Origin of the sequence: Novosphingobium sp. UBA6272 (genome assembly GCF_002440635.1) — a bacterium.
Taxonomy (GTDB): domain Bacteria; phylum Pseudomonadota; class Alphaproteobacteria; order Sphingomonadales; family Sphingomonadaceae; genus Novosphingobium.
This window is the reverse complement of sequence record NZ_DJUW01000034.1, coordinates 1-19,821: the sequence shown is the minus strand read 5'-3', so window position 1 is coordinate 19,821 and position 19,821 is coordinate 1. Positions and strand designations below refer to the sequence as shown.

Annotated in this window: 19 protein-coding genes; 11 read left to right on the top strand and 8 right to left on the bottom strand. The window is 63.1% G+C overall.

Annotated features, from left to right (window positions below; translation table 11 throughout):
- Positions 1-35: 35 nt before the first annotated feature.
- Complete coding sequence (locus tag B2V17_RS15740) at positions 36-2,708, bottom strand: Rne/Rng family ribonuclease (RefSeq protein WP_292999341.1); 2,673 nt, start codon at positions 2,706-2,708, stop codon at positions 36-38.
- A 437-nt stretch (positions 2,709-3,145) separates the two neighbouring features.
- Here B2V17_RS15740 and B2V17_RS15735 point away from each other — a divergent pair, with 437 nt between their 5' ends.
- From B2V17_RS15735 to B2V17_RS15710, 6 genes are all read left to right on the top strand, one after another.
- Positions 3,146-4,027 carry an N-acetylmuramoyl-L-alanine amidase family protein gene (locus tag B2V17_RS15735; protein WP_292999339.1) on the top strand — a complete coding sequence of 294 codons (882 nt, stop codon included), beginning with the start codon at positions 3,146-3,148 and terminating at the stop codon, positions 4,025-4,027.
- A 47-nt stretch (positions 4,028-4,074) separates the two neighbouring features.
- Complete coding sequence (locus B2V17_RS15730) at positions 4,075-6,696, top strand: penicillin-binding protein 1A (protein WP_292999337.1); 2,622 nt, start codon at positions 4,075-4,077, stop codon at positions 6,694-6,696.
- Positions 6,697-6,739: 43 nt separating this feature from the next.
- Complete coding sequence (locus B2V17_RS15725) at positions 6,740-7,285, top strand: peroxiredoxin (RefSeq protein ID WP_292999335.1); 546 nt, start codon at positions 6,740-6,742, stop codon at positions 7,283-7,285.
- 86 nt (positions 7,286-7,371) lie between these two features.
- The gene (gene prfB, locus B2V17_RS15720) at positions 7,372-8,499 is read left to right on the top strand and encodes a peptide chain release factor 2 (RefSeq protein ID WP_292999333.1); all 1,128 of its coding nucleotides are present in this window, start codon (positions 7,372-7,374) and stop codon (positions 8,497-8,499) included.
- Positions 8,496-9,230: a class I SAM-dependent methyltransferase gene (locus B2V17_RS15715; protein WP_414690825.1), complete on the top strand. Its 735-nt coding sequence runs from the start codon at positions 8,496-8,498 to the stop codon at positions 9,228-9,230. The genes prfB and B2V17_RS15715 overlap by 4 nt, the downstream gene beginning before the upstream one ends.
- Positions 9,230-10,636, top strand: coding sequence for an NAD(P)H-dependent flavin oxidoreductase (locus tag B2V17_RS15710; protein WP_292999331.1), 1,407 nt, complete (start codon positions 9,230-9,232; stop codon positions 10,634-10,636). The genes B2V17_RS15715 and B2V17_RS15710 overlap by 1 nt, the downstream gene beginning before the upstream one ends.
- A 3-nt stretch (positions 10,637-10,639) precedes the next feature.
- Here the strand turns inward: B2V17_RS15710 and B2V17_RS15705 are convergent, their stop codons facing one another.
- The 3 genes from B2V17_RS15705 to B2V17_RS15695 form a co-directional block, all read right to left on the bottom strand.
- Positions 10,640-11,137, bottom strand: a complete 498-nt coding sequence (locus B2V17_RS15705; protein ID WP_292999329.1) for a DUF805 domain-containing protein — start codon at positions 11,135-11,137, stop codon at positions 10,640-10,642.
- On the bottom strand, positions 11,134-12,459 hold the full coding sequence (locus B2V17_RS15700; protein ID WP_292999327.1) for an ammonium transporter: 1,326 nt from the start codon (positions 12,457-12,459) through the stop codon (positions 11,134-11,136). The genes B2V17_RS15705 and B2V17_RS15700 overlap by 4 nt, the downstream gene beginning before the upstream one ends.
- 119 nt (positions 12,460-12,578) lie before the next feature.
- Positions 12,579-13,598: a 2-hydroxyacid dehydrogenase gene (locus B2V17_RS15695; RefSeq protein WP_292999325.1), complete on the bottom strand. Its 1,020-nt coding sequence runs from the start codon at positions 13,596-13,598 to the stop codon at positions 12,579-12,581.
- Between the two features lie 115 nt (positions 13,599-13,713).
- Here B2V17_RS15695 and B2V17_RS15690 point away from each other — a divergent pair, with 115 nt between their 5' ends.
- The gene (locus tag B2V17_RS15690) at positions 13,714-14,148 is read left to right on the top strand and encodes an SH3 domain-containing protein (protein ID WP_292999323.1); all 435 of its coding nucleotides are present in this window, start codon (positions 13,714-13,716) and stop codon (positions 14,146-14,148) included.
- A 21-nt stretch (positions 14,149-14,169) separates the two neighbouring features.
- Here the strand turns inward: B2V17_RS15690 and B2V17_RS15685 are convergent, their stop codons facing one another.
- From B2V17_RS15685 to B2V17_RS15670, 4 genes are all read right to left on the bottom strand, one after another.
- Positions 14,170-14,580 carry a hypothetical protein gene (locus tag B2V17_RS15685; protein WP_292999321.1) on the bottom strand — a complete coding sequence of 137 codons (411 nt, stop codon included), beginning with the start codon at positions 14,578-14,580 and terminating at the stop codon, positions 14,170-14,172.
- A 74-nt stretch (positions 14,581-14,654) separates the two neighbouring features.
- Positions 14,655-14,867 carry a hypothetical protein gene (locus tag B2V17_RS15680; protein WP_292999319.1) on the bottom strand — a complete coding sequence of 71 codons (213 nt, stop codon included), beginning with the start codon at positions 14,865-14,867 and terminating at the stop codon, positions 14,655-14,657.
- A 134-nt stretch (positions 14,868-15,001) separates the two neighbouring features.
- Complete coding sequence (locus B2V17_RS15675; RefSeq protein WP_292999317.1) at positions 15,002-16,198, bottom strand: acetyl-CoA C-acyltransferase; 1,197 nt, start codon at positions 16,196-16,198, stop codon at positions 15,002-15,004.
- Positions 16,199-16,280: 82 nt separating this feature from the next.
- Positions 16,281-16,760 carry a YbjN domain-containing protein gene (locus tag B2V17_RS15670; RefSeq protein ID WP_292999315.1) on the bottom strand — a complete coding sequence of 160 codons (480 nt, stop codon included), beginning with the start codon at positions 16,758-16,760 and terminating at the stop codon, positions 16,281-16,283.
- A 124-nt stretch (positions 16,761-16,884) separates the two neighbouring features.
- Here B2V17_RS15670 and B2V17_RS15665 point away from each other — a divergent pair, with 124 nt between their 5' ends.
- From B2V17_RS15665 to B2V17_RS15650, 4 genes are all read left to right on the top strand, one after another.
- The gene (locus B2V17_RS15665; RefSeq protein WP_292999313.1) at positions 16,885-18,318 is read left to right on the top strand and encodes a coniferyl aldehyde dehydrogenase; all 1,434 of its coding nucleotides are present in this window, start codon (positions 16,885-16,887) and stop codon (positions 18,316-18,318) included.
- A gap of 106 nt (positions 18,319-18,424) precedes the next feature.
- Complete coding sequence (gene ndhC / locus B2V17_RS15660; RefSeq protein WP_292999311.1) at positions 18,425-18,799, top strand: NADH-quinone oxidoreductase subunit A; 375 nt, start codon at positions 18,425-18,427, stop codon at positions 18,797-18,799.
- A complete protein-coding gene (locus tag B2V17_RS15655) occupies positions 18,796-19,353 on the top strand; it encodes a NuoB/complex I 20 kDa subunit family protein (RefSeq protein WP_292999309.1) in 558 nt (185 codons plus the stop codon). Before ndhC ends, B2V17_RS15655 begins: the two co-directional genes overlap by 4 nt.
- On the top strand, positions 19,350-19,821 hold a 472-nt coding region (locus B2V17_RS15650), incomplete at its 3' end, for an NADH-quinone oxidoreductase subunit C (RefSeq protein WP_292999307.1). The genes B2V17_RS15655 and B2V17_RS15650, both read left to right, overlap by 4 nt.

Here is a 19,821-nt window from a genome sequence, read left to right as displayed (position 1 = left end):
GATCACTGAGCAAAAATTCCGGTTCGTGGAAGCGGCTATTCGCCGAAGGTCCGTTGCCACCAGCCACGCCGTGGCGTCGCTGGCTCTTCATCCGTAAGTTCGGCAGGAGCAGTGGCGGCCTCTTCGGTGATCGTTTCCGAGGCAGGCTCAACCGCCTTCTTCCGGCTGCGCTTGGGCTTGGCCGGAGCTTCCTCGGCAGCCGGTTCTTCCGCAACAGGGGCGGGGGCTTCAACTTCGGCTTCAGCCTCAACCTTTTTCTTGCGGGTCCGCTTCGGCTTGGCCCGGGCTTCCTCAGCAGCCACAGCCGGTTCTTCGGCGGCGGGTGCTTCTTCGGCAGCAGGCGCTTCCTCGGCTTCTACCTTCTTCTTGCGGCTGCGCTTGGGCTTGGCCGGAGCCTCTTCGGCAGCGACCTCGGTTGCGCCAGCAGCTTCCGCCGGTGCATCATCGGTCGCCGCATCGTCGGTATCGCCGGCTTCGTCTTCGCCCCCCTCGATACCGCCTTCACCGTCACCACGGCCACGGCCACCGCGGCGGCGGCGACCACGGCGGCGCTTTTTGCGCGGCGCTTCGCCATCCTCGGCAGAGCGTTCCCCGGTTGCACCATCCCCGTCCTCGGAGTCGGACTCGTCGCCTTCGTCGGCATCATCGCGCTGGCCGGATTCACCTTCACCTTCACCGTCGCGATCACGGCCGCCACGGCGACGACGCTTGCGGCGGCGCTTGCCGCGGCCTTCGCCATCATCCCGGCGCTCTTCGTTATCGGCCTCGAACTCGTCCTCGTCCTCGATGATATCGTCATCGTCTTCTTCGATCACGATCGGTTCGAAGCGCGGGGTGAATTCGGGGCGCGGGCCGGACGAAGCAACGCGCATCTTGGCGCCTTCGTTCTCACCCTCGGGCAGCACTTCGACGCGGACGCCATAGCGTTCCTCGATCTCACCGAGATCGGAGCGCTTGGCGTTGAGCAGGTAAACCGCCGCTTCGGTGCTGGCAAAGAGCGAGATGACCGAACCCTTGCCCTTGGCCGCTTCATCCTCGATCAGGCGCAGGGCCGAAAGACCGGCGCTGGAGGCGGTGCGGACCAGGCCGGTGCCGTCGCAGTGCGGGCAGCCGCGGGTGGTGGCTTCGAGCACACCGGTGCGTAGGCGCTGGCGGCTCATTTCCATCAGGCCGAATGACGAGATGCGGCCCACCTGGATCCGCGCCCGATCGTTCTTCAGCGCGTCCTTCATCGCCTTTTCGACTTTTCGGACGTTGGAGTTGTATTCCATATCGATGAAATCGATCACCACCAGGCCGGCCATGTCGCGCAGGCGCAGCTGGCGGGCGATTTCGCGCGCGGCTTCAAGGTTGGTATTGAACGCGGTCGCCTCGATTCCGTGCTCCTTGGTCGAGCGGCCCGAGTTGATGTCGATCGAAACCAGCGCTTCGGTCGGATTGATGACGATATAGCCGCCGCTCTTCAGCTGGACGACCGGATCGTACATCGCGGTCAGCTGATCCTCGGCGCCATAGCGCTGGAACAGCGGCACCGGATCGGCATAGTGCTTCACCCGCTTGGCGTGGCTCGGCATCAACAGCTTCATGAAGTCACGGGCGGCGCGATAGCCGTCTTCGCCTTCGACCACGACATCCTCGATCTCGCGATTGTAGATGTCGCGGATCGCGCGCTTGATCAGATCGCTGTCCGAATGGATCAGCGCCGGAGCCGTGCTGCTCAGCGTGGTTTCGCGAATTCCGTCCCACAGCCTGGCCAGGTAGTCGAAATCGCGCTTGATCTCGGTCTTGGTGCGCTGCAGCCCGGCGGTGCGGACGATGCAGCCCATCGACTTGGGCAGGTCAAGCTCAGCAATGATGGTCTTCAGGCGCTTGCGATCGGCGGCCGAGCTGATCTTGCGGCTGATCCCGCCACCATGGCTGGAATTGGGCATCAGCACGCAATAGCGGCCGGCCAGGCTGAGGTAAGTGGTCAGCGCGGCACCCTTGTTGCCGCGTTCCTCCTTGACGACCTGGACCAGCAGCACTTGGCGACGCTGGATCACGTCCTGAATCTTGTAGCGACGACGCAGCGCCATCCGCTTGGCGCGCAGTTCGTCGGCTTCCTTGGCATGGCCGCGGTTGCCGCCCTGACGGCGGCGGCCCCGGCCACGCCCGCGGCGCGGTTCGTCGGAATCGCTGTCTTCGCCCGATTCTTCACCATCGTGGTCAAAGCCGTTTTCGACATGACCGTCTTCGATCGTCGCGACTTCGTCCTTTTCCGCGGTGTCGACTTCGGTCAAACCACCGAAATCGTCTTCGTCATGGTGATGCTCGTGCGTGGTCCCGGCCATGTCGTCGGCCAGGGTTTCGCCCAGTTCATCATCGCCGACGAAATCTTCCTCACCCTCAGCAATCGCGCGTAGGGCGGCTTCTTCCTCGGCATGGGCGGCTTCTTCCGCCAGCAGGGCCTCGCGGTCTTCCTTGGGGATCTGGTAGTAGTCCGGATGGATTTCGCTGAAGGCCAGGAACCCGTGACGGTTACCACCGAAATCGACGAACGCCGCCTGCAGCGACGGTTCTACGCGGGTTACTTTGGCGAGGTAGATGTTGCCCTTGATCTGCTTGTGTTCAGCAGATTCAAAGTCGAATTCTTCAATCCGGTTGCCTTTGAGCACCGCCACCCGGGTCTCTTCCGGGTGGCGCGCATCGATCAACATGCGCATTGTCATTGTATATTCTCCGTGCGCGCCAAGCGGCGACCGGCCCCGTTGGGGCGATCGTCTGGCCAGCGCGGCTATTTGCGGAAACTCCATGCCAGGCCGGGTATCCCGGGAAAGCTGGCGCGGACCTATCGATAGAGCCAGGGCCAAAGGCGGCCTTGGCGGCGATGATTGTGTCTGCAGCAACAAGATCGTGCGGCGAATAGGGTCGCACAGCGAATTCCGCCAGCAGCGCCGCATGCCCGCGGGCATTCGGCAAAGTGGACGGGAACACGCTTCTCATTACGGCATCAACCTGTTTGATCCGGTATATTTAGTCCGGATTCTCCCCCCGAAAAGCAGGCAAGCCATGCCGCGCCGCATTTCGGTTGGTGGCTGACTAGCATCGCTTGCCGACGGCGGCAAGGCGATTGCGCGCGCTGCCCGGTCTGACTAAGTGCAAGCGCATGCGTCGCATTCTGCTCGTTCTGCTGGTTTTGCTGTTCCCTGTCGCGGTTTTTGCGGCAATGGTTCTGGCTGATCGCAGCTTTGGCCGGCCGGGCCGCGGCTTCGACTATGTGGTCAAGGTCGACCTGCCCGCGCCCGCAGCGCTGGCGGCCCTGCCGAAGATCGAAGGGCCGCTGGATGCCTCGCGGCCGCTGGTGGTGATCGATGCCGGGCACGGCGGCAAGGATCCTGGGGCAGGTTTGGGAAATGTGCGGGAGAAAGATCTGACCTTGGCACTTGCCAAAGCGCTGCGCGACGATTTGCTCAGAAAGGGGGGGGTCCGGGTGGCTTTGACCCGCAGCGATGATCGCTACCTGTTCCTGCCCGAACGGACCTCGATTGCCCGGCGGCTTCGTGCGGACCTGTTCATATCGATTCATGCCGACAGTACCGAGGTGTCGAGCGGAGCGATCGGCGCGACGGTCTATACCCTATCGGCCAAGGGCAGCAGCGAAGTGGCCGAAAGAATGGCGGCGCGGGAAAACGCGGCTGACGAAATCGGCGGGGTGCGGATAGAGGATCAAAGGGATTCGGTCGGAGCGATCCTGGTCGATCTGTCGCAGCGCGAGACTCAAGCCAGGTCGGAAGAGCTTGCGCGGCTGATCCTGCGGGAAGGGCAGGGCCGGATGCCGTTTAAGGAAACGACCACCCAATCTGCGGCCTTCGCAGTGCTGAAATCGCCCGACGTACCGTCGATCCTGTTCGAAAGCGGCTATATCAACAATCCGATCGATGTGGAGCGGCTGACTTCTCAAGCAGGGCGGATGGCCTTTGCCGAGACCGTCGGCCAAGCGATCCGCGCCTACCTTGCCCGAACCGGATCATCCCCAAATGCTGCGTAGGAAGCCGCTGGATATACTGTCCACCGCCGTGCTAGAGCCAGTCGGCAATGGCTGACGACGACGTTCCCGAATCCGTCCATTTGCGCATCCGCAGGGAAGCGCGCGGCTTGTTTTCCGGCATAAAGAGCTGGTTTGCAGCGGCCTTGGCCTGGCTGTTGGGTCTCCGCACCCGCTTTAAAGAGAGCCGGTTTGGCCGCTGGCACGAGCGGCGCTGGAGTGAAAGTAAGCGCTTCCGGATTCTAAACTATATCCTTGGTGCAGGGTTCGCCGCATTCCTGGGGCTATGGATCGCGGTTACCTGGAACCTCCCCTCGGCTGACCGCTTGCTGACCTATCAGCCACGTCTGCCGACCATGGTCCGCGGTGTGAACGGCGATATTGTCTATGCCTATGCCCGCGAACGGCGCGTTCAGTTGCGCTTCGTCGATTTCCCGAAGCCATTGATCAACGCCTATCTCTCGGCCGAGGACAAGACCTTCTGGACTCACGGCGGGGTCGATTACAGCGGCCTTGTCGGGGCCGTGGTCGACTATGCGTCCAAGTTCGGTTCGGGGGAACGCGCCAAGGGCGGTTCGACCATCACCCAGCAGGTCGCCAAGAACATTCTGATCGGCAACGAATATTCGGTCACCCGCAAGCTTAAGGAAATGGTCCTGGCGCGGCGGATCGAGGGCGTGCTGACCAAGCAGCAGATCCTGGAACTCTATCTCAACGAAATTCCGCTGGGGCGGCAAAGCTTCGGGGTTGAGGCGGCAGCGCAGGCCTATTTTGGCAAGAGCGTGGGCGAACTGACGCTGGCGGAGAACGCGTTTCTGGCCGCCTTGCCGCGCGGGCCCGAGATCTACGGGCGCGAGAAATATGCCGACCGCGCAATTGAGCGCCGCAATTGGGTGCTCGACCAGATGGTCAAGAACGGCGCGGCCACCGCTCAGGAAGCCGCTCAGGCCAAGGCCCAGCCGCTCGGGATCATCCCACGCCGGGCAGCCGCCTACGATCCATCGACCGGCTATTTCGTTGAGGAAGTGCGCCGCAATCTGATCGAGAAATACGGAGAGAATTCCGAGGCCGGGCCGAACAGCGTCTATGATGGCGGGCTGTGGGTGCGCACGTCGCTCGATCCGCAAATGCAGAAAGCGGCGCAGGATGCCTTGCGCGCCGGACTGCTGCGCTATGGCGGCGGCCGGGCCTTTTCAAAGCCGCTCGAGAATATCGATGTCGATGACGACAAGTGGCAGAGCCAACTGATCGCACTGGGCAAATCGATCAGCTATCAGGATTGGCGGATCGCCTTGGTGATCGAGCGTGCGGGCGGCCGGGCCACTGTCGGGTTTGCTGATGGCAAAACTGGCCCGCTGGTCAGCGCGCCAGACGCGCTTCGCAAGGGCGATGTCATCGCTGTAGCGCCGTCGGGTAATGCCTGGGCGCTTCGGGTCATCCCCGAAATCGCTGGCGGCATGCTGATGCAAGAGGCTTTCTCGGGCCGGATCCTGGCAATGCAGGGCGGGTTCGATCCTGGCCTCGGCAGCTTCAATCGCGCCACTCAGGCGCTGCGCCAGCCAGGATCGACCATCAAGCCCTTCGTCTATGGCACCGGACTCGATTTCGGGATGAGCCCGTCGAGCGAGGTCGTCGATGGCAAGTTCTGCGTCTACCAGGGATCGAAGCTGGGGCAGAAATGCTTCCAGAACTTCGGCGGCGGGGGCGGTAGCGGAAGCCACACGATGCGCTGGGGGCTGGAGCAATCGCGCAACCTGATGACCGTGCGGATCGCCAACGACGCCGGGATGGACAATGTGGTGCGCACGATCGAGCGGGTTGGCATCGGCAAGTATCCGCCCTATCTGGCGTTCGCGCTGGGCGCCGGTGAGACGACCGTCGAGAAGATGGTCAACAGCTATGCCGCATTGGCCAACAACGGGGTGCAGTATCCCCCGTCGATCATCGACTATGTCCAGAATCGCAACGGCAAGGTGATTTGGCGGGCAGACACCCGCAAGTGCGAGAAGTGCAACATGGCTGAGTGGGACGGCAAACCCATGCCGCGCCTTGCCCCGCGCGGCAAGGAAGTGATGGACCCGCGCACTGCCTACCAGGTCGTCCACATGCTCGAAGGCGTGGTTACGCGTGGCACGGCCGTAGCGCTGCGCGATCTCGGTATTCCCCTGTTCGGCAAGACCGGGACCACCAGCGGCCCAACCAACGTCTGGTTTGTGGGCGGTAATCAGGAAATCGTCGGCGGGGTCTATCTCGGTTATGACCAGCCGATCCCGATGGGCGGCTATGCCCAGGGCGGGACGATCGCCGCGCCGATCTTCAAGCAGCTGGTTCAGGCGACCAAGCCGCGCTGGAGCCAGCGGGCTTTCGTTGCGCCGAAGGGCGTCTACATGGTCCGGGTTGACCGGATAAGCGGCAAACGCGTGCTCGATGGCATGCCGGGCAACGATCCGAAGTCCTCGTTGATCTGGGAGGCATTCAAGGCCGAAGCCGAAGCCCGAACCGGGCCGAGCACAGAAGAGCTCGCCAAGCAGCGCGATGCGTTGATCGCGGCGATCCGGCGCGGTGCGTCACGCGGATCCAGAGCGCCCAAAGCCGAGGAAACGGCGAGCGAAGAGGAAGCCCCGACGTCAAGCCCGACCATCGCCGCCGATGCTTCGATAGGCGTACAATAGGACAGGCTGGACAGCAGCGGTGATCGCGCGCAGATTGCGCGGCATGAACCGCTTTGTCCTAGCCGTATTGGCCTCGCTCACGACCCTGGCGATCCCCGCCGCTGCTCCTGCTGTCCTGCCGAACGGTGCCCGTGCACCGCAGATCGTGACCCAAGGAGCGTTGGCCGGAAAGCCGTTCACTTTCAATCTGGAGCAGGCGCTGAAGAAGGGGCCGGTCGTGCTCTACTTCTACCCCAAGGCCTTTACCCAGGGCTGCACGCTTGAGGCGCACGCCTTTGCCGAGGCAAGTGCCGATTTCAAGGCGGCCGGCGCAACCGTGATCGGGATGTCGGCCGATGACATGGTATCGCTCAAGCGCTTTTCGACCGAGGCTTGCCGTGACAAGTTCGCCGTGGCCATCGCCAGCCCGCAGATCATCGCCGCCTATGACGTGATGCTCAAGAAGCCTGACGGGACCAATGCCGGGGTAACCAGCCGTACCTCTTTCGTCATCGGCAAGGACCGCCGGGTGAAGTTCGTTCATTCCAACATGGACTACCGCGATCACGTCCGCCTGACGCTGCAGGCGGTACGCGCGCTGCGCCGATAAGGCTGCGCTTTACAATCGAGGGGCTTGCGCTAAGCGGGGCCGGGGCGCTCTGGGGTGCCTTCGTGTTCTAGTGGAGTAGCAGTACCATGCGTGCCGAAGGGCAGGCTTATATCGATCGGATCGAGGCCGCGCTGGCCCTCGTTCGCAAATTCCTTGACTGGGATCGCGCGCTGCGGCGCCTCGACGAGCTTAACGCCCGGGTCGAGGACCCCAAGCTGTGGGACAATCCAAAGGAAGCCGAAGCCGTCATGAAGGAACGCCGCCGGCTCGAAGCCGCGGTCGGCACCGTCAATGACATCTCCGCCAAGATGGCCGATGCGATCGAGTTCGTCGAACTCGGCGAGATGGAAGACGACGAAGCTACCGTCGAGGAAGGCGTTGCCGCACTCAGCGCGCTGGCTGACCGAGCCGATGCCGACAAGGTTCAGGCGCTGCTCGGCGGCGAAGCCGATGGTAACGATACCTATATCGAAATCCACGCCGGGGCCGGGGGTACGGAAAGCCAGGACTGGGCTGAGATGCTCTTCCGAATGTACACCCGCTGGGCCGAAAAGCGCGGCTTCAAGGTCGATACGATCGAGTATCAGGCTGGCGACCAGGCCGGAATCAAATCGGCCACGATCATGGTCAAGGGCGAGAACGCCTATGGCTATGCCAAGACCGAAAGCGGGGTCCACCGCCTGGTCCGGATCTCGCCTTACGACAGTTCGGCTCGCCGCCATACCAGCTTCAGTTCGGTCTGGGTCTACCCGGTGATCGATGACACGTTCCAGATCGAGATCAATCCCGCCGACCTCAAAATGGACACCTACCGGGCGTCCGGGGCTGGTGGCCAGCACGTCAACACCACCGATTCCGCCGTTCGCCTTACCCACGTTCCCTCGGGAATCATCGTCGCCAGCCAGCAGGACCGCAGCCAGCACAAGAACCGCGAAATCGCGATGGGGATGTTGAAATCTCGGCTTTACGAGGCCGAGATGCAAAAGCGCGAGGAGGCCGCCAGCGCTGAGCACGCTGCGAAGAGCGATATCGGGTGGGGCCACCAGATCCGCTCCTACGTCCTCCAGCCATACCAGATGGTGAAGGACCTTCGCACCGGTGTGACCAGCCCGACGCCGTCGGACGTGCTCGACGGCGCGCTCGATCCGTTCATGGCCGCAGCGCTCGCCCAGCGGGTCTCCGGCGAAAAGGTTGAGGTGGAGGACGTCGATTGATCCGGCGCGCGGCCGCCCTGCTGCTCCTTGCCGGAGCGCTGGCCGGTTGCAACCGGCAGACGGCCGATCCATCGCGGCCCGAAGGCGCGCGCGATTTCCCCAAGGCTTTCCGCCCGGTTTCGACCGTAGTCAGCAACGAATTTTCCGACGAAGACCAGCGCGACAACCTGGGCGAAGCCAAGGTGGTGATGGACCTGGCCAAGATTGGAAGCGGCACAACTGTCGCCGACATCGGGGCGGGCGAAGGCTATTACACAGTCCGCCTGGCTGAACGGGTCGGCACCAAGGGACGTGTTCTGGCGCAGGATATCGATCCCGGCGCGATACAGCGGCTCGGCCAACGCGTTGAGCGTGAGCGGCTCGACAATGTCTCGATCAAGCTGGGCGCCGTGGCGGATCCAAAGCTGCCGGCCAATTCGTTCGACCGCGTCTTCATGGTCCATATGTATCATGAAGTTACCGAGCCTTACGCCTTCCTCTGGCACTTGCGCCCGGGACTCAAGCCGGGTGGACAGGTGATCGTGGTCGATGTCGACCGGCCAACCGACCAGCACGGGATTCCTCCACAGCTGTTGTTCTGCGAATTCGGGGCGGTGGGCTTTCGCTTGGTGGAATTTGTCGTAAAGCCGGAACTAAATGGCTATTATGCCGCTTTTGAGGCTGTCGGCGAACGCCCGGCCGCGAAAGATATCAAGCCGTGCAATACGGCAGCAGGAAAGACGGGGACGTAATGGGATTCAAGGGGCTGCAACCGATCCTCTATGGTGGCCGGGAAGTATGGCCGCTGGTTGAGGGTGGCAAGGGCGTGGCGGTTTCGAATCACGCCAGCTCCGGCGCCTGGGCCGCGGCCGGCGGCATCGGCACGGTCAGCGCGGTCAATGCCGACTTCTATGACGAGCACGGCAACATCTCGAGCCAGCCCTATCTCGGCGCGACCCGCAAGGATCGCCACGAAGAGCTGATCGATTACGGCATCAAGGGCGCGGTTGAGCAGATCCACCGTGCCTATGACGTCTCGAACGGCAAGGGCGCGATCAACATCAACGTGTTGTGGGAAATGGGCGGGGCCCAGCAGATCCTGGATGGCGTGCTGGAACGGACCAAGGGCCTGGTCACCGGGGTCACCTGCGGCGCCGGCATGCCATACAAGCTTTCAGAGATCGTGGCGAAGTTCAACGTCAATTACCTGCCGATCATCAGCTCGGCCCGGGCCTTCCGCGCGCTGTGGAAGCGCGCCTACCACAAGGTTGCCGACCTGATGGGCGCAGTGGTCTATGAAGATCCCTGGCTGGCTGGCGGCCACAATGGCCTGTCCAATGCCGAGGATCCGCTGGTCCCGCAGGATCCCTATCCCCGCGTGAAGGCGCTGCGCGACACGATGCGGGCCGAAGGCATTGCCGATAGCGTGCCGATCGTTATGGCCGGCGGGGTCTGGTACCTGCGTGACTGGGAAGACTGGATCGACAATCCGGAACTCGGCCAGATCATCTTCCAGTACGGCACCCGTCCGCTGCTGACCCAGGAAAGCCCGATCCCGCAGGCGTGGAAGGATCACCTTCGCACGCTGGAAGAAGGCGATATCCTGCTCCACCGCTTCTCACCGACCGGGTTCTACAGCTCGGCGGTGCGCAATCCGTTCCTGCGCAATCTAGAAGCGCGCAGCGAGCGGCAGATCCCCTATTCCAAGGTCGAAGCGGGCGAGCATACCGCGCGGCTTGACGTTGGCGTGGGCAACAAGAACTTCTGGGTTGCCCCGGCCGATCTGCAACGCGCCCGTAACTGGGTGGCGCAGGGCTACAAAGAAGGGCTGCGGACCCCCGACGATACGATCATCTTCGTCGACGAGGCTGAGCGCAACCAGATCCAGACCGATCAGAAGGAATGCATGGGCTGCCTGTCGCACTGCGGCTTCTCGGCGTGGAAGGACCATGACGATTACACCACCGGCTACCTCGCCGATCCGCGCAGCTTCTGCATCCAGAAGACTCTGAAGGCGATCGTCCACGGTGAAGACATCCATCAGAACCTGATGTTCGCTGGTCACAATGCGCACAACTTCCGCACAGACCCGTTCTATTCGAACAACTTCACCCCCACGGTGAAGCAACTGGTCGACCGGATCTTGACGGGGGATTGAGTTCTATTCCCGCCCGCGCGGGTCTGGACCGAAACGGTTGGGGCCGACCGAACCTGGCAGCAGCACCAGAATGACGAAGGCCAGGCTGGCAAAGACCGAGAGCAGGTCAACCGGCCAGGTCCAGCCATCGAAGGCGACGCGCACCGAAAGGGGCTGGGTGAGCGACAACACCTTTCGTGCGGCCCACAGGCTGAGACCGGGCAAGGCGAGCCACAGGAACTTCGCGCTGCGGGCCTGATCGTGCAGGCGGCGGGTCAGCAGGGCGGGGACGGGGATGAAATAGAGCATCTGCAGCCCGTCCTGGACCAGCGCATAGAGCTCAAAATCGAGCCCGATCATCAGCAGGAGCCCGACCGCGAGGTTGAAGAACACCGCGCCCAGGACGTAGACGAGCAGCTCCGAATTCGGCGACCTTCCGCCGAAACGGAAGGTGCTGCCGATCGTGCTGCGAAACGTGGCAAGCCAGCTGGGTTGCCCGGCCTGCTCCACGCTGTGGCTCAATCCATTTCCCAGGCGCGTTCGCCGTGGCTGGCAAGGTCGAGCCCTTCGCGCTCGTCATCCTCACCCACCCGCATCGGGAACGCCAGCCCGACCAGCAGCGCGATCAGCGTGGTGGCGAGCGCCGACCAAACCGCGACCGAGAACACGCCGACCGCCTGAGCAGCCAGCTGGCTCGCCAGTCCAGCGCCTTCGGCATAGCCCGCGCCGCCCAGGGCCGGGTGCATGAACACCGCCAGCAGCAGCGAACCGGTGATGCCGCCGATCCCGTGGACCGCGAACACGTCGAGCGAATCGTCGATTTCCAGCTTCTGCTTGACGAACTGGATCGTCGGGAAGCAGGCCAGTGCGCCGATTGCGCCGATCAGGATCGCTCCGCCGGGAGAGATGAACCCGGCTGCGGGAGTGACCGTGGCCAGCCCGGCGATCGCGCCGGTAGCAAAGCCGACACTGGTCGATTTTCCGACCTTGAACCGCTCGATCAGGATCCAGACGAGCGCCGCGACGCTGGCACCCAGGTGCGTGTTGATGATCGCACTGGCGGCATCGTCATTGGCGGCAAGGGCAGAGCCGCCATTGAAGCCGAACCAGCCGACCCACAGCAGCGCCGCTCCCGCCATGGTCAGCGAGGGGCTGTGCGGCAGCATCAAGGTGCGCGGAAAGCCCTGGCGCTTGCCCAGCAGCAGCGCCGCGACCAGCGCCGATACCCCGGCGGTGGTGTGAACCACGATCCCGCCCGCGAAATCGAGCGTGCCCATCGAACTGGCCAGCCAGCCGCCACCCCAGACCCAGTGGGCCACCGGGGCATAGACGATCAGGCTCCACAGCGCCGAAAAGCCGACCACCCAGCCGAACCGGGCGCGATCGACCCAGGCGCCGACCATCAGCGCCGGGGTGATCGCCGCGAAGGTCATCTGGAACAGCGCGAAAGTTCGTTCGGTAATGTCATAATCGCCGCGCAAGACGTTTTCGGTACCGAGCAGCATCCACAGGTTGCCGCCGCCCAGCCAGCCGTTGGTGACGTCGCCAAAGGCCATGGTATGACCGACGACAATCCACAGCACGGAGACAATCGCCGCAATCGCGCCGACCTGGACCATCACCGAGAGGAAGTTCTTGCTGCGCACCAGCCCGCCGTAGAACAGGGTCAGGCCCGGCATGGTCATCATCAGGACCAGAGCAGAGGAAATCAGGATCCAGGCCGTATCGCCGCTGTTGAGCGCGCCTTCGACCAGCTCGCCCGGCGCCGCCGTCGTCTGCGCATGGGCGGTCAGCGGGGCAAGCGCCCCCAATAGAGCCAGGCCGATTGCTTGGATCTTGCGCATTGATTGCTCCCCTGCGGCGCAGGCTTTTTGCCCGGGCATGATTCCTCGCGTCGCGGCTTAGAGCAACGATTGCACCTTCTGCAAGGCGCTGATTGAAGTGATGTTGCGCGGGCGCGCGCTTATGCCCAGCCTTGCAGCACCTGATCCGGCGGGCGGTGGCCATCGACCCAGTAGCGGATGTTGGCGATGACCTTCTCTCCGGCGTGGGCGCGGCCTTCAACCGTCGCGCTGCCGAGATGGGGCAGGGTGATGACATTGGGCAAGGCGATCAGGCGCGGATCGACCTGCGGTTCGCGCGCGAACACATCGAGCCCGGCGCCGGCGATCTCGCCAGCATGCAAGGCCGTAATCAGCGCTTCCTCGTCGATCAGGTCGCCGCGCGCGGTGTTGATCAGGTAAGCATCCGGCTTCATTGTGCGCAGTCGGTCGGCATTGACGAGGTGGTGCGTCCCGGTTCCGGCCGGAGCATGGAGCGTAACGATGTCGGCCTCGGTGAACAGCCGGTCGAGATCGGGCTCATAACTTGCGCCGAACATGTTCTCGATGCTGGACGGCAGGCGGGTGCGGTTGTGGTAGACCACCTCCATCCCGAAAGCGCGGGCGCGGTGCGCGACAGCCTGTCCAATCCGACCCATCCCGACGATCCCCAGCCGCTTGCCGCCGATGCAGTGACCGAGCATCGCGGTCGGCGCCCAGCCGGTCCATTTGCCGTCGCGGACCAGCCGGCTGCCTTCGCCTAGCCGGCGCGGGACCGAAAGGATCAGCATCATCGTCAGGTCGGCCGTATCGTCGGTGAACACCCCGGGGGTATTGGTGACGATGACCTTGCGGGCGCGGGCTGCGGTAAGGTCGATATGTTCGATCCCTGCGCCGAAGTTGGCTATCAGGCCAAGCCTGTCACCAGCAGCTTCCAGCATGGCGCCATCGATCCGGTCGGTCACAGTCGGAACGATCACGTCGCAGTCCCGCATCGCCGCGATCAATTCGTCGCGGGTCAGCGGGCGATCCTCGACATTGAGCACGACATCGAACAGCTCGCCCATCCGCGCCTCGACCGAGGGCAGCAGGTGCCGGGTAACCTGAACGCGGGGCTTGCCGCTGATCCGGCGGGTGGGCTTGTTATCGGTGACGACGGTCATGAGCCTGCGCTAGGACGGGCCGGGCGGCACGGTCAAGCGGCTTGAAGCACAGGTGCGGCGCAGGCTATCAGGTGCCATGCACATATTGCGCCGATTCCTTTCTGTTTTTGCCCTGTTGGGCCTTACTGTCCCGGCTCTAGCTCAGGACACCGCCGAAACGCCCTATTGGGCCTCGGTTCGGGTCAGCGAGGTCAACATGCGCGTCGGTCCGGGCGAGGATTATCGCATCCTGTGGGTCTACAAGCGTCCGCAATTGCCGCTGAAGGTGCTTCGGATCAAGGAAGGCTGGCGCCTGGTCCGCGATCCCGATGGCGCGCAGGGCTGGGTGCTGGCCCGGTTCCTGACCCGCCAGCGCGCCGCCTATGTTCAGGGCAGGGAGCCGGCCGAAATGCGCGAGGCCGGGGATAGCGGCGCAAAGCTGTTGTGGCGGCTTGCCCCCGGCGTGGTCGGCAAGCTGGGCGATTGCGACAAGGGCTGGTGCGCGCTTGAGGTCGGCCCGCGCAAGGGTTTTGTACGGCAGGACCGGCTGTGGGGGGCAGGGGAGCCCTGAGGCTCCCCCGCCAATTTCCGATTACTTGGCGACCGGTTTAACGGTCAGGACGGTTCCCTTTTCATCCGTGGCGGTGAAGCTGCCGTCAGCGGCGCGAGCGCTTTCTGTGTAGCATTCCTGGGGTGCCTTGCCCGAAGGATCGAAGCAGAGCTTTCCGTCCACCACCTTCACAATGCCCGCAATGCGCTGACCATTGACGAGATCGTCAGCATAGGTGCCATCGGCATTGATCGTCGACGTAAGCTGCTTCTTGCCGGCGGCGTCGAAGACTTCAAACGTGCCCGGGGTGATCGTGGTGGTCTGGGCCGCGGCAGCATCGGTGGACGCGGCGGTTTCAGAAGCTTCCGCGACGGGCGCCTCTTCCTTCTTACCGCAAGCGGTGAGGGCGAGGGCAATCGAGGCGGCAAGTGCAATCGAACCAAGCGGACGCATCGGGAATCTCCTTCAAGTTCAAGAAGTCCCGAAGCTTACTCCGCCTGATCCGATGTGCAAGCGCGCTGCGACGATCAGTGGCGGCGCTGATGATGGAAACGGTGGCTGTCGCGGCGCAGTTCGCCCTTGGCGCGCTTCAGTTCACGCCGTTCCTCCTTCAGGTCACGTTTTTCCTCGCGCACCTGGTGCACATCGTGACGCAGCTCAGCCCTGGTGACACGGGCCTGGGCGGCGGCCGGCAAGGTCAGGCCAGCGATAAGCGCAAGGGCAATCAACTTGGTGTTCATGGCGTTTCTCCCAGTGAGAGTTGTGGCCGGACGGAGTTGTCCGGCCACACGCCATGAAATCGGGCCGCCAGCGTGAACGGCAGGCAAACCAATTGTATGGAAAGCCTGCCGAAAAGTCGCGAATTGTCGCAGAGTCAGACGAGCTCGATTGCCACCGCGGTCGCTTCGCCGCCGCCGATGCACAGGCTGGCCACGCCCTTCTTGCCGCCATGGCGCTGCAGCGCGGCGATCAGGGTGGTAATGATCCGCGCGCCCGAGGCTCCGATCGGATGGCCGAGCGCGGTCGCGCCGCCATGGACGTTGATCTTGTCATGCGGGATGCCGAGATCGTGCATCGCAAACATCGCGACGCAGGCGAAAGCCTCATTGACCTCGAACAGGTCGACATCGGACATCGCCCAGCCGGCCTTTTCCAGCACCTTGTTGATCGCACCGACCGGCGCTGTGGTGAAATCCTTGGGCTCCTGTGCATGGGCGGCAACCGCCACCACGGTCGCGACCGGAGCCAGGCCTTTTGCCTTGGCCACGCTGTCGCGCGTGACGACAAGCGCCGCCGCGCCGTCAGAGATCGAGCTGGAGGTGGCCGCGGTGATGGTCCCGTCCTTGGCGAAGGCGGGCTTCAGCGAAGGGATCTTGTCCGGGCGGCCCTTGCCGGGCTGTTCGTCGGTATCGATCACAGTTTCTCCAGCGCGGCTGACCAAGGTGACCGGGGCGATCTCTGCCTTGAAGGCACCATCAGCGATCGCGGCTTGGGCGCGGCGCAGCGATTCGATCGAGTAGCTATCCTGCGCTTCGCGGGTCAGCTGGTAGGCGTTGGCGGTGTCCTGCGCAAAAGTACCCATCGCCCGGCCGGCTTCGTAGGCATCTTCCAGCCCATCGAGGAACATGTGGTCATAGGCGGTGTCGTGCCCGATCCGCGCGCCGGAGCGGTGCTTCTTGAGCAGGTAAGGAGCATTGGTCATGCTTTCCATGCCGCCCGCGACGACCATGTCGACCGAGCCCGCCGCCAGCGCCTCGGCGCCCATGATCAGGGTTTGCATGCCCGATCCGCACACCTTGTTGACCGTGGTTGCCTGGACCGACTTGGGCAGGCCGGCCTTGATCGTGGCCTGACGGGCCGGTGCCTGGCCGAGGCCGGCAGGAAGAACGCAGCCCATGTAGACCCGCTCGACATCGCCGCCGCTCACCCCGGCGCGGTCGATCGCTGCCTTTATCGCGGTCGCGCCAAGATCGGTCGCGCTGACATCGGAAAGGGCACCTTGCATACCGCCCATCGGAGTGCGCGCGTAGGAGAGGATGACGATCGGATCGTTGGCGGAAATCTGGGCCATGGCTGGATTGCCTTTCGCGGGAGGGAACATTTGCCCTCCCACTTAATGCTGCAACGCAACAAATGCAATTGAACGCTTGGCATCACTTCCCGAAAACGAACTTTGCATAGGCGCTAACGATCGATTCCCATTTCGCCACGTTATCAAGGAACAACGGCTGCGAAATGCCACCGCGCTCCAGATCAAGATCGAATTCCATAACCGGTTCGCCTTCCTGATCGAGATAGACCCGGCCCCAACGAAGCTCGCGCGCGAAGCCATTCATGGCTTCAAATGTCGGGCTTTTTTCCGGATCGAGCGCGACGAAGAACTGTACGGACTTGCATAAATTGCCATCGTCGTTGCAACCAAGTGCAAGAATTGCGTATTGGTGACCGGCGGTTTCAGACAAAACGTACCGTTCGCCGCCAGCACTTTTAACTACCGCAGATTTTCCGCCTGCCTTCATAACTGCGGCTATCTGGTCCACGTCTGCAGCAACGTTTCTCGCTGTAGCTGCAGTGGTGGTCAACGCGGCGAAAACGCCAAAAAAGACCAGAATCATGCGGATCAGATTACTCATGGGTTCATTCTCCATCCAAATCGAACACATGCATAACACATCAGATTCGATTGTTGGAGAAGCTTGCCTATTGCCGCTGCATGCGTGAAAAGCGTGGCAAATTGAAACGGGGAAGGATCACATTATGAGCGCAGCCGAAATCGATCGCATGAATGCCGTGCTGGCCAGCCAGCGCAAGGCCTTCACCGCCGCCATGCCCGAGCCGCATTCGGTGCGGCGCGACCGGATCGACCGCGCGGTCGCCTTGCTGGTCGATCACAAGGATGCTTTCGCCAAGGCGGTCAGCGCCGACTTCGGACATCGCAGCACCGAGCAAACGCTGATGACCGATATCATGCCCTCGGTCGGCGCGCTCAAGCATGCGAAGAAGCATCTGGATGCCTGGAGCCGCGATGAAAAGCGCAGCGCGATGTTTCCGCTCGGTCTGCTCGGGGCCAAGGCCAAGGTGGTCTATCAGCCCAAGGGCGTGGTCGGCGTGATCGCACCTTGGAACTTCCCGGTCGGCATGGTGATGGTGCCGATGGCCGGGATCCTCGCGGCCGGCAACCGCGCCATGATCAAGCCGAGCGAATTCACCGAACGCGTCGCCGACCTGTTTGGCGAGCTGGTGCCGCAGTACTTCGCCGAAGAGGAAATGGCGGTGTTCACCGGCGGGGTCGAGGTTGGCTCGGCCTTCAGCAAGCTGGCCTTCGATCATCTTATCTTCACCGGCGCGACCAGCGTCGGCAAGCACATCATGCGGGCGGCAGCAGACAACCTGGTTCCGGTCACGCTCGAACTCGGCGGGAAGAGCCCGACCTTCATCGGCCGCAGCGCCGACAAGAAGAAAGCCGGCGAGCGGATCGCGATGGGCAAGATGATGAATGCCGGCCAGATCTGCCTTGCGCCCGATTACCTGATGGTCGCCAAGGATCAGGAAAGCGACGTGATCGAAAGCGTGAAGGGCGGGGTTGCGGCGATGTATCCCAGCCTGCTCGGCAACGATGACTATACCTCGGTGGTCAATGGCCGGAACTACGAACGGCTGCAGGGCTATCTGGCCGATGCCAAGGAAAAAGGCGCCGAGCTGATCGAGGTCAACCCGGCCGGCGAGGACTTCACCGCCTCGAACGGCAACAAGATGCCGCTGACAATCCTGCGCAACGTCAACGAAGACATGAAAGTGATGCAGGAGGAGATCTTCGGCCCGATCCTGCCGGTGATGACCTACGATTCGATCGACCAGGCAATCGACTACGTCAACGCGCACGACCGCCCGTTGGGCCTCTACTACTTCGGCAACGACAGCGCGGAGGAGGAAAAGGTCCTGACCCGCACGATCTCGGGCGGGGTGACGGTCAACGATTTGTTGTTCCACAATGCCATGGAGGACCTGCCGTTCGGCGGGGTCGGCCCGTCCGGCATGGGCAACTATCATGGGCAGGACGGGTTCAAGACCTTCAGCCACATGCGCGCGGTCTACAAGCAGTCGGGGCTCGATATCGCCAAGCTGTCGGGCTTCAAGCCGCCCTATGGCAAGCAGACCGAGGCCACGCTGAAGCGCGAGCTCAAGAAATAAGCCAACTTTTCCCCTTTGAGCGCGGATTCTAGGGGCTGGCCCCCTTGCGCGGGCGGATAGGCGGGACTAGGGCGCGGCTATCCGTTCAGCAAGGCGAGTCAGCCCCTTGGTAGACCTGTCACAATACCTGCCGATCCTGATTTTCATGGGGATCGCCTTTGCGCTTTCGGCGCTGTTCGTGTTTGCGCCGATGGGCGTCGCGCGCCTTACCGGCACGCATAACCCGACCGCCGAGAAGGAAAGCGAGTACGAATGCGGCTTTCCCGCCTTCGAGGAGCCGCGCAGCCAGTTTGACGTGCGCTTCTATCTGGTCGCGATCCTGTTCATCGTCTTCGATCTTGAAGCGGCCTTCCTGTTCCCCTGGGCCGTCAGCTTTCTTGAACTGGGCTGGGCCGCCTGGATCACCATGATGGTCTTCATCGCCGAACTGGTGGTGGGCCTTGTCTATGCCTGGAAAATGGGGGCTCTGGATTGGGAATGACCGACCAACTCGACGCGATCGGCCGTCCGCTGTGGAACCGGCCCGACATTACGCCGCCCGACTCCGACTTTTTCAACAGCCTCAATGCCGAGGTGAATGACAAGGGCTTCCTGGTCGTCGGTACCGAGGAACTGTTCCAGTGGGCCCGCACCGGCTCGCTGTGGTGGATGACCTTCGGCCTTGCCTGCTGCGCGGTCGAGATGATCCACGTCAACATGCCGCGTTACGACATGGAACGCTTCGGCGTCGCCCCGCGCGCGTCCCCGCGCCAGTCCGACGTGATGATCGTGGCCGGCACGCTGTGCAACAAGATGGCCCCGGCGCTGCGCAAGGTCTATGACCAGATGTCGGATCCGAAATACGTGATCTCGATGGGCAGCTGCGCCAATGGCGGCGGCTATTACCACTACAGCTACTCTGTTGTGCGCGGGTGTGACCGGATCGTACCGGTCGACATCTATGTGCCCGGCTGCCCGCCGACTGCCGAAGCGTTGCTTTACGGTGTGATGCAGCTGCAGCGGAAGATCCGCCGCGTGGGGACGGTCGAGCGATGAGCGCCGTGCTTCACTCCGCCCCGCGCTTCGCCTCGAACGAAGGCGTGGTCGCTGTTTTGACCGTCGCACTGGGCGATCGTCTGGTTGCTGCGCGCGAAGAACATGGCGAGGTCGTTCTGACCGTTGCCCGCGCCGAGATCGAGAATGCGCTGCGGATCCTGCGCGATCAACAGGACTATCAGCAGCTGATGGAAATCGCCGGGGTCGACTACCCCGACCGGGCCGAGCGGTTCGAAGTGGTCTATATGCTGCTGTCGGTCACCAAGAACCACCGGGTGATGGTGAAGGTCAATGCCGCCGAGGACACCCCTGTGCCGACCGTCACCACGCTGTGGCCCAACGCCGGCTGGCTCGAGCGCGAAGTGTTCGACATGTACGGGGTGATCTTCGCAGGCAACCAGGACCTGCGCCGGATCCTGACCGACTATGGCTTTGAGGGCCATCCGTTCCGCAAGGATTTCCCGCTGA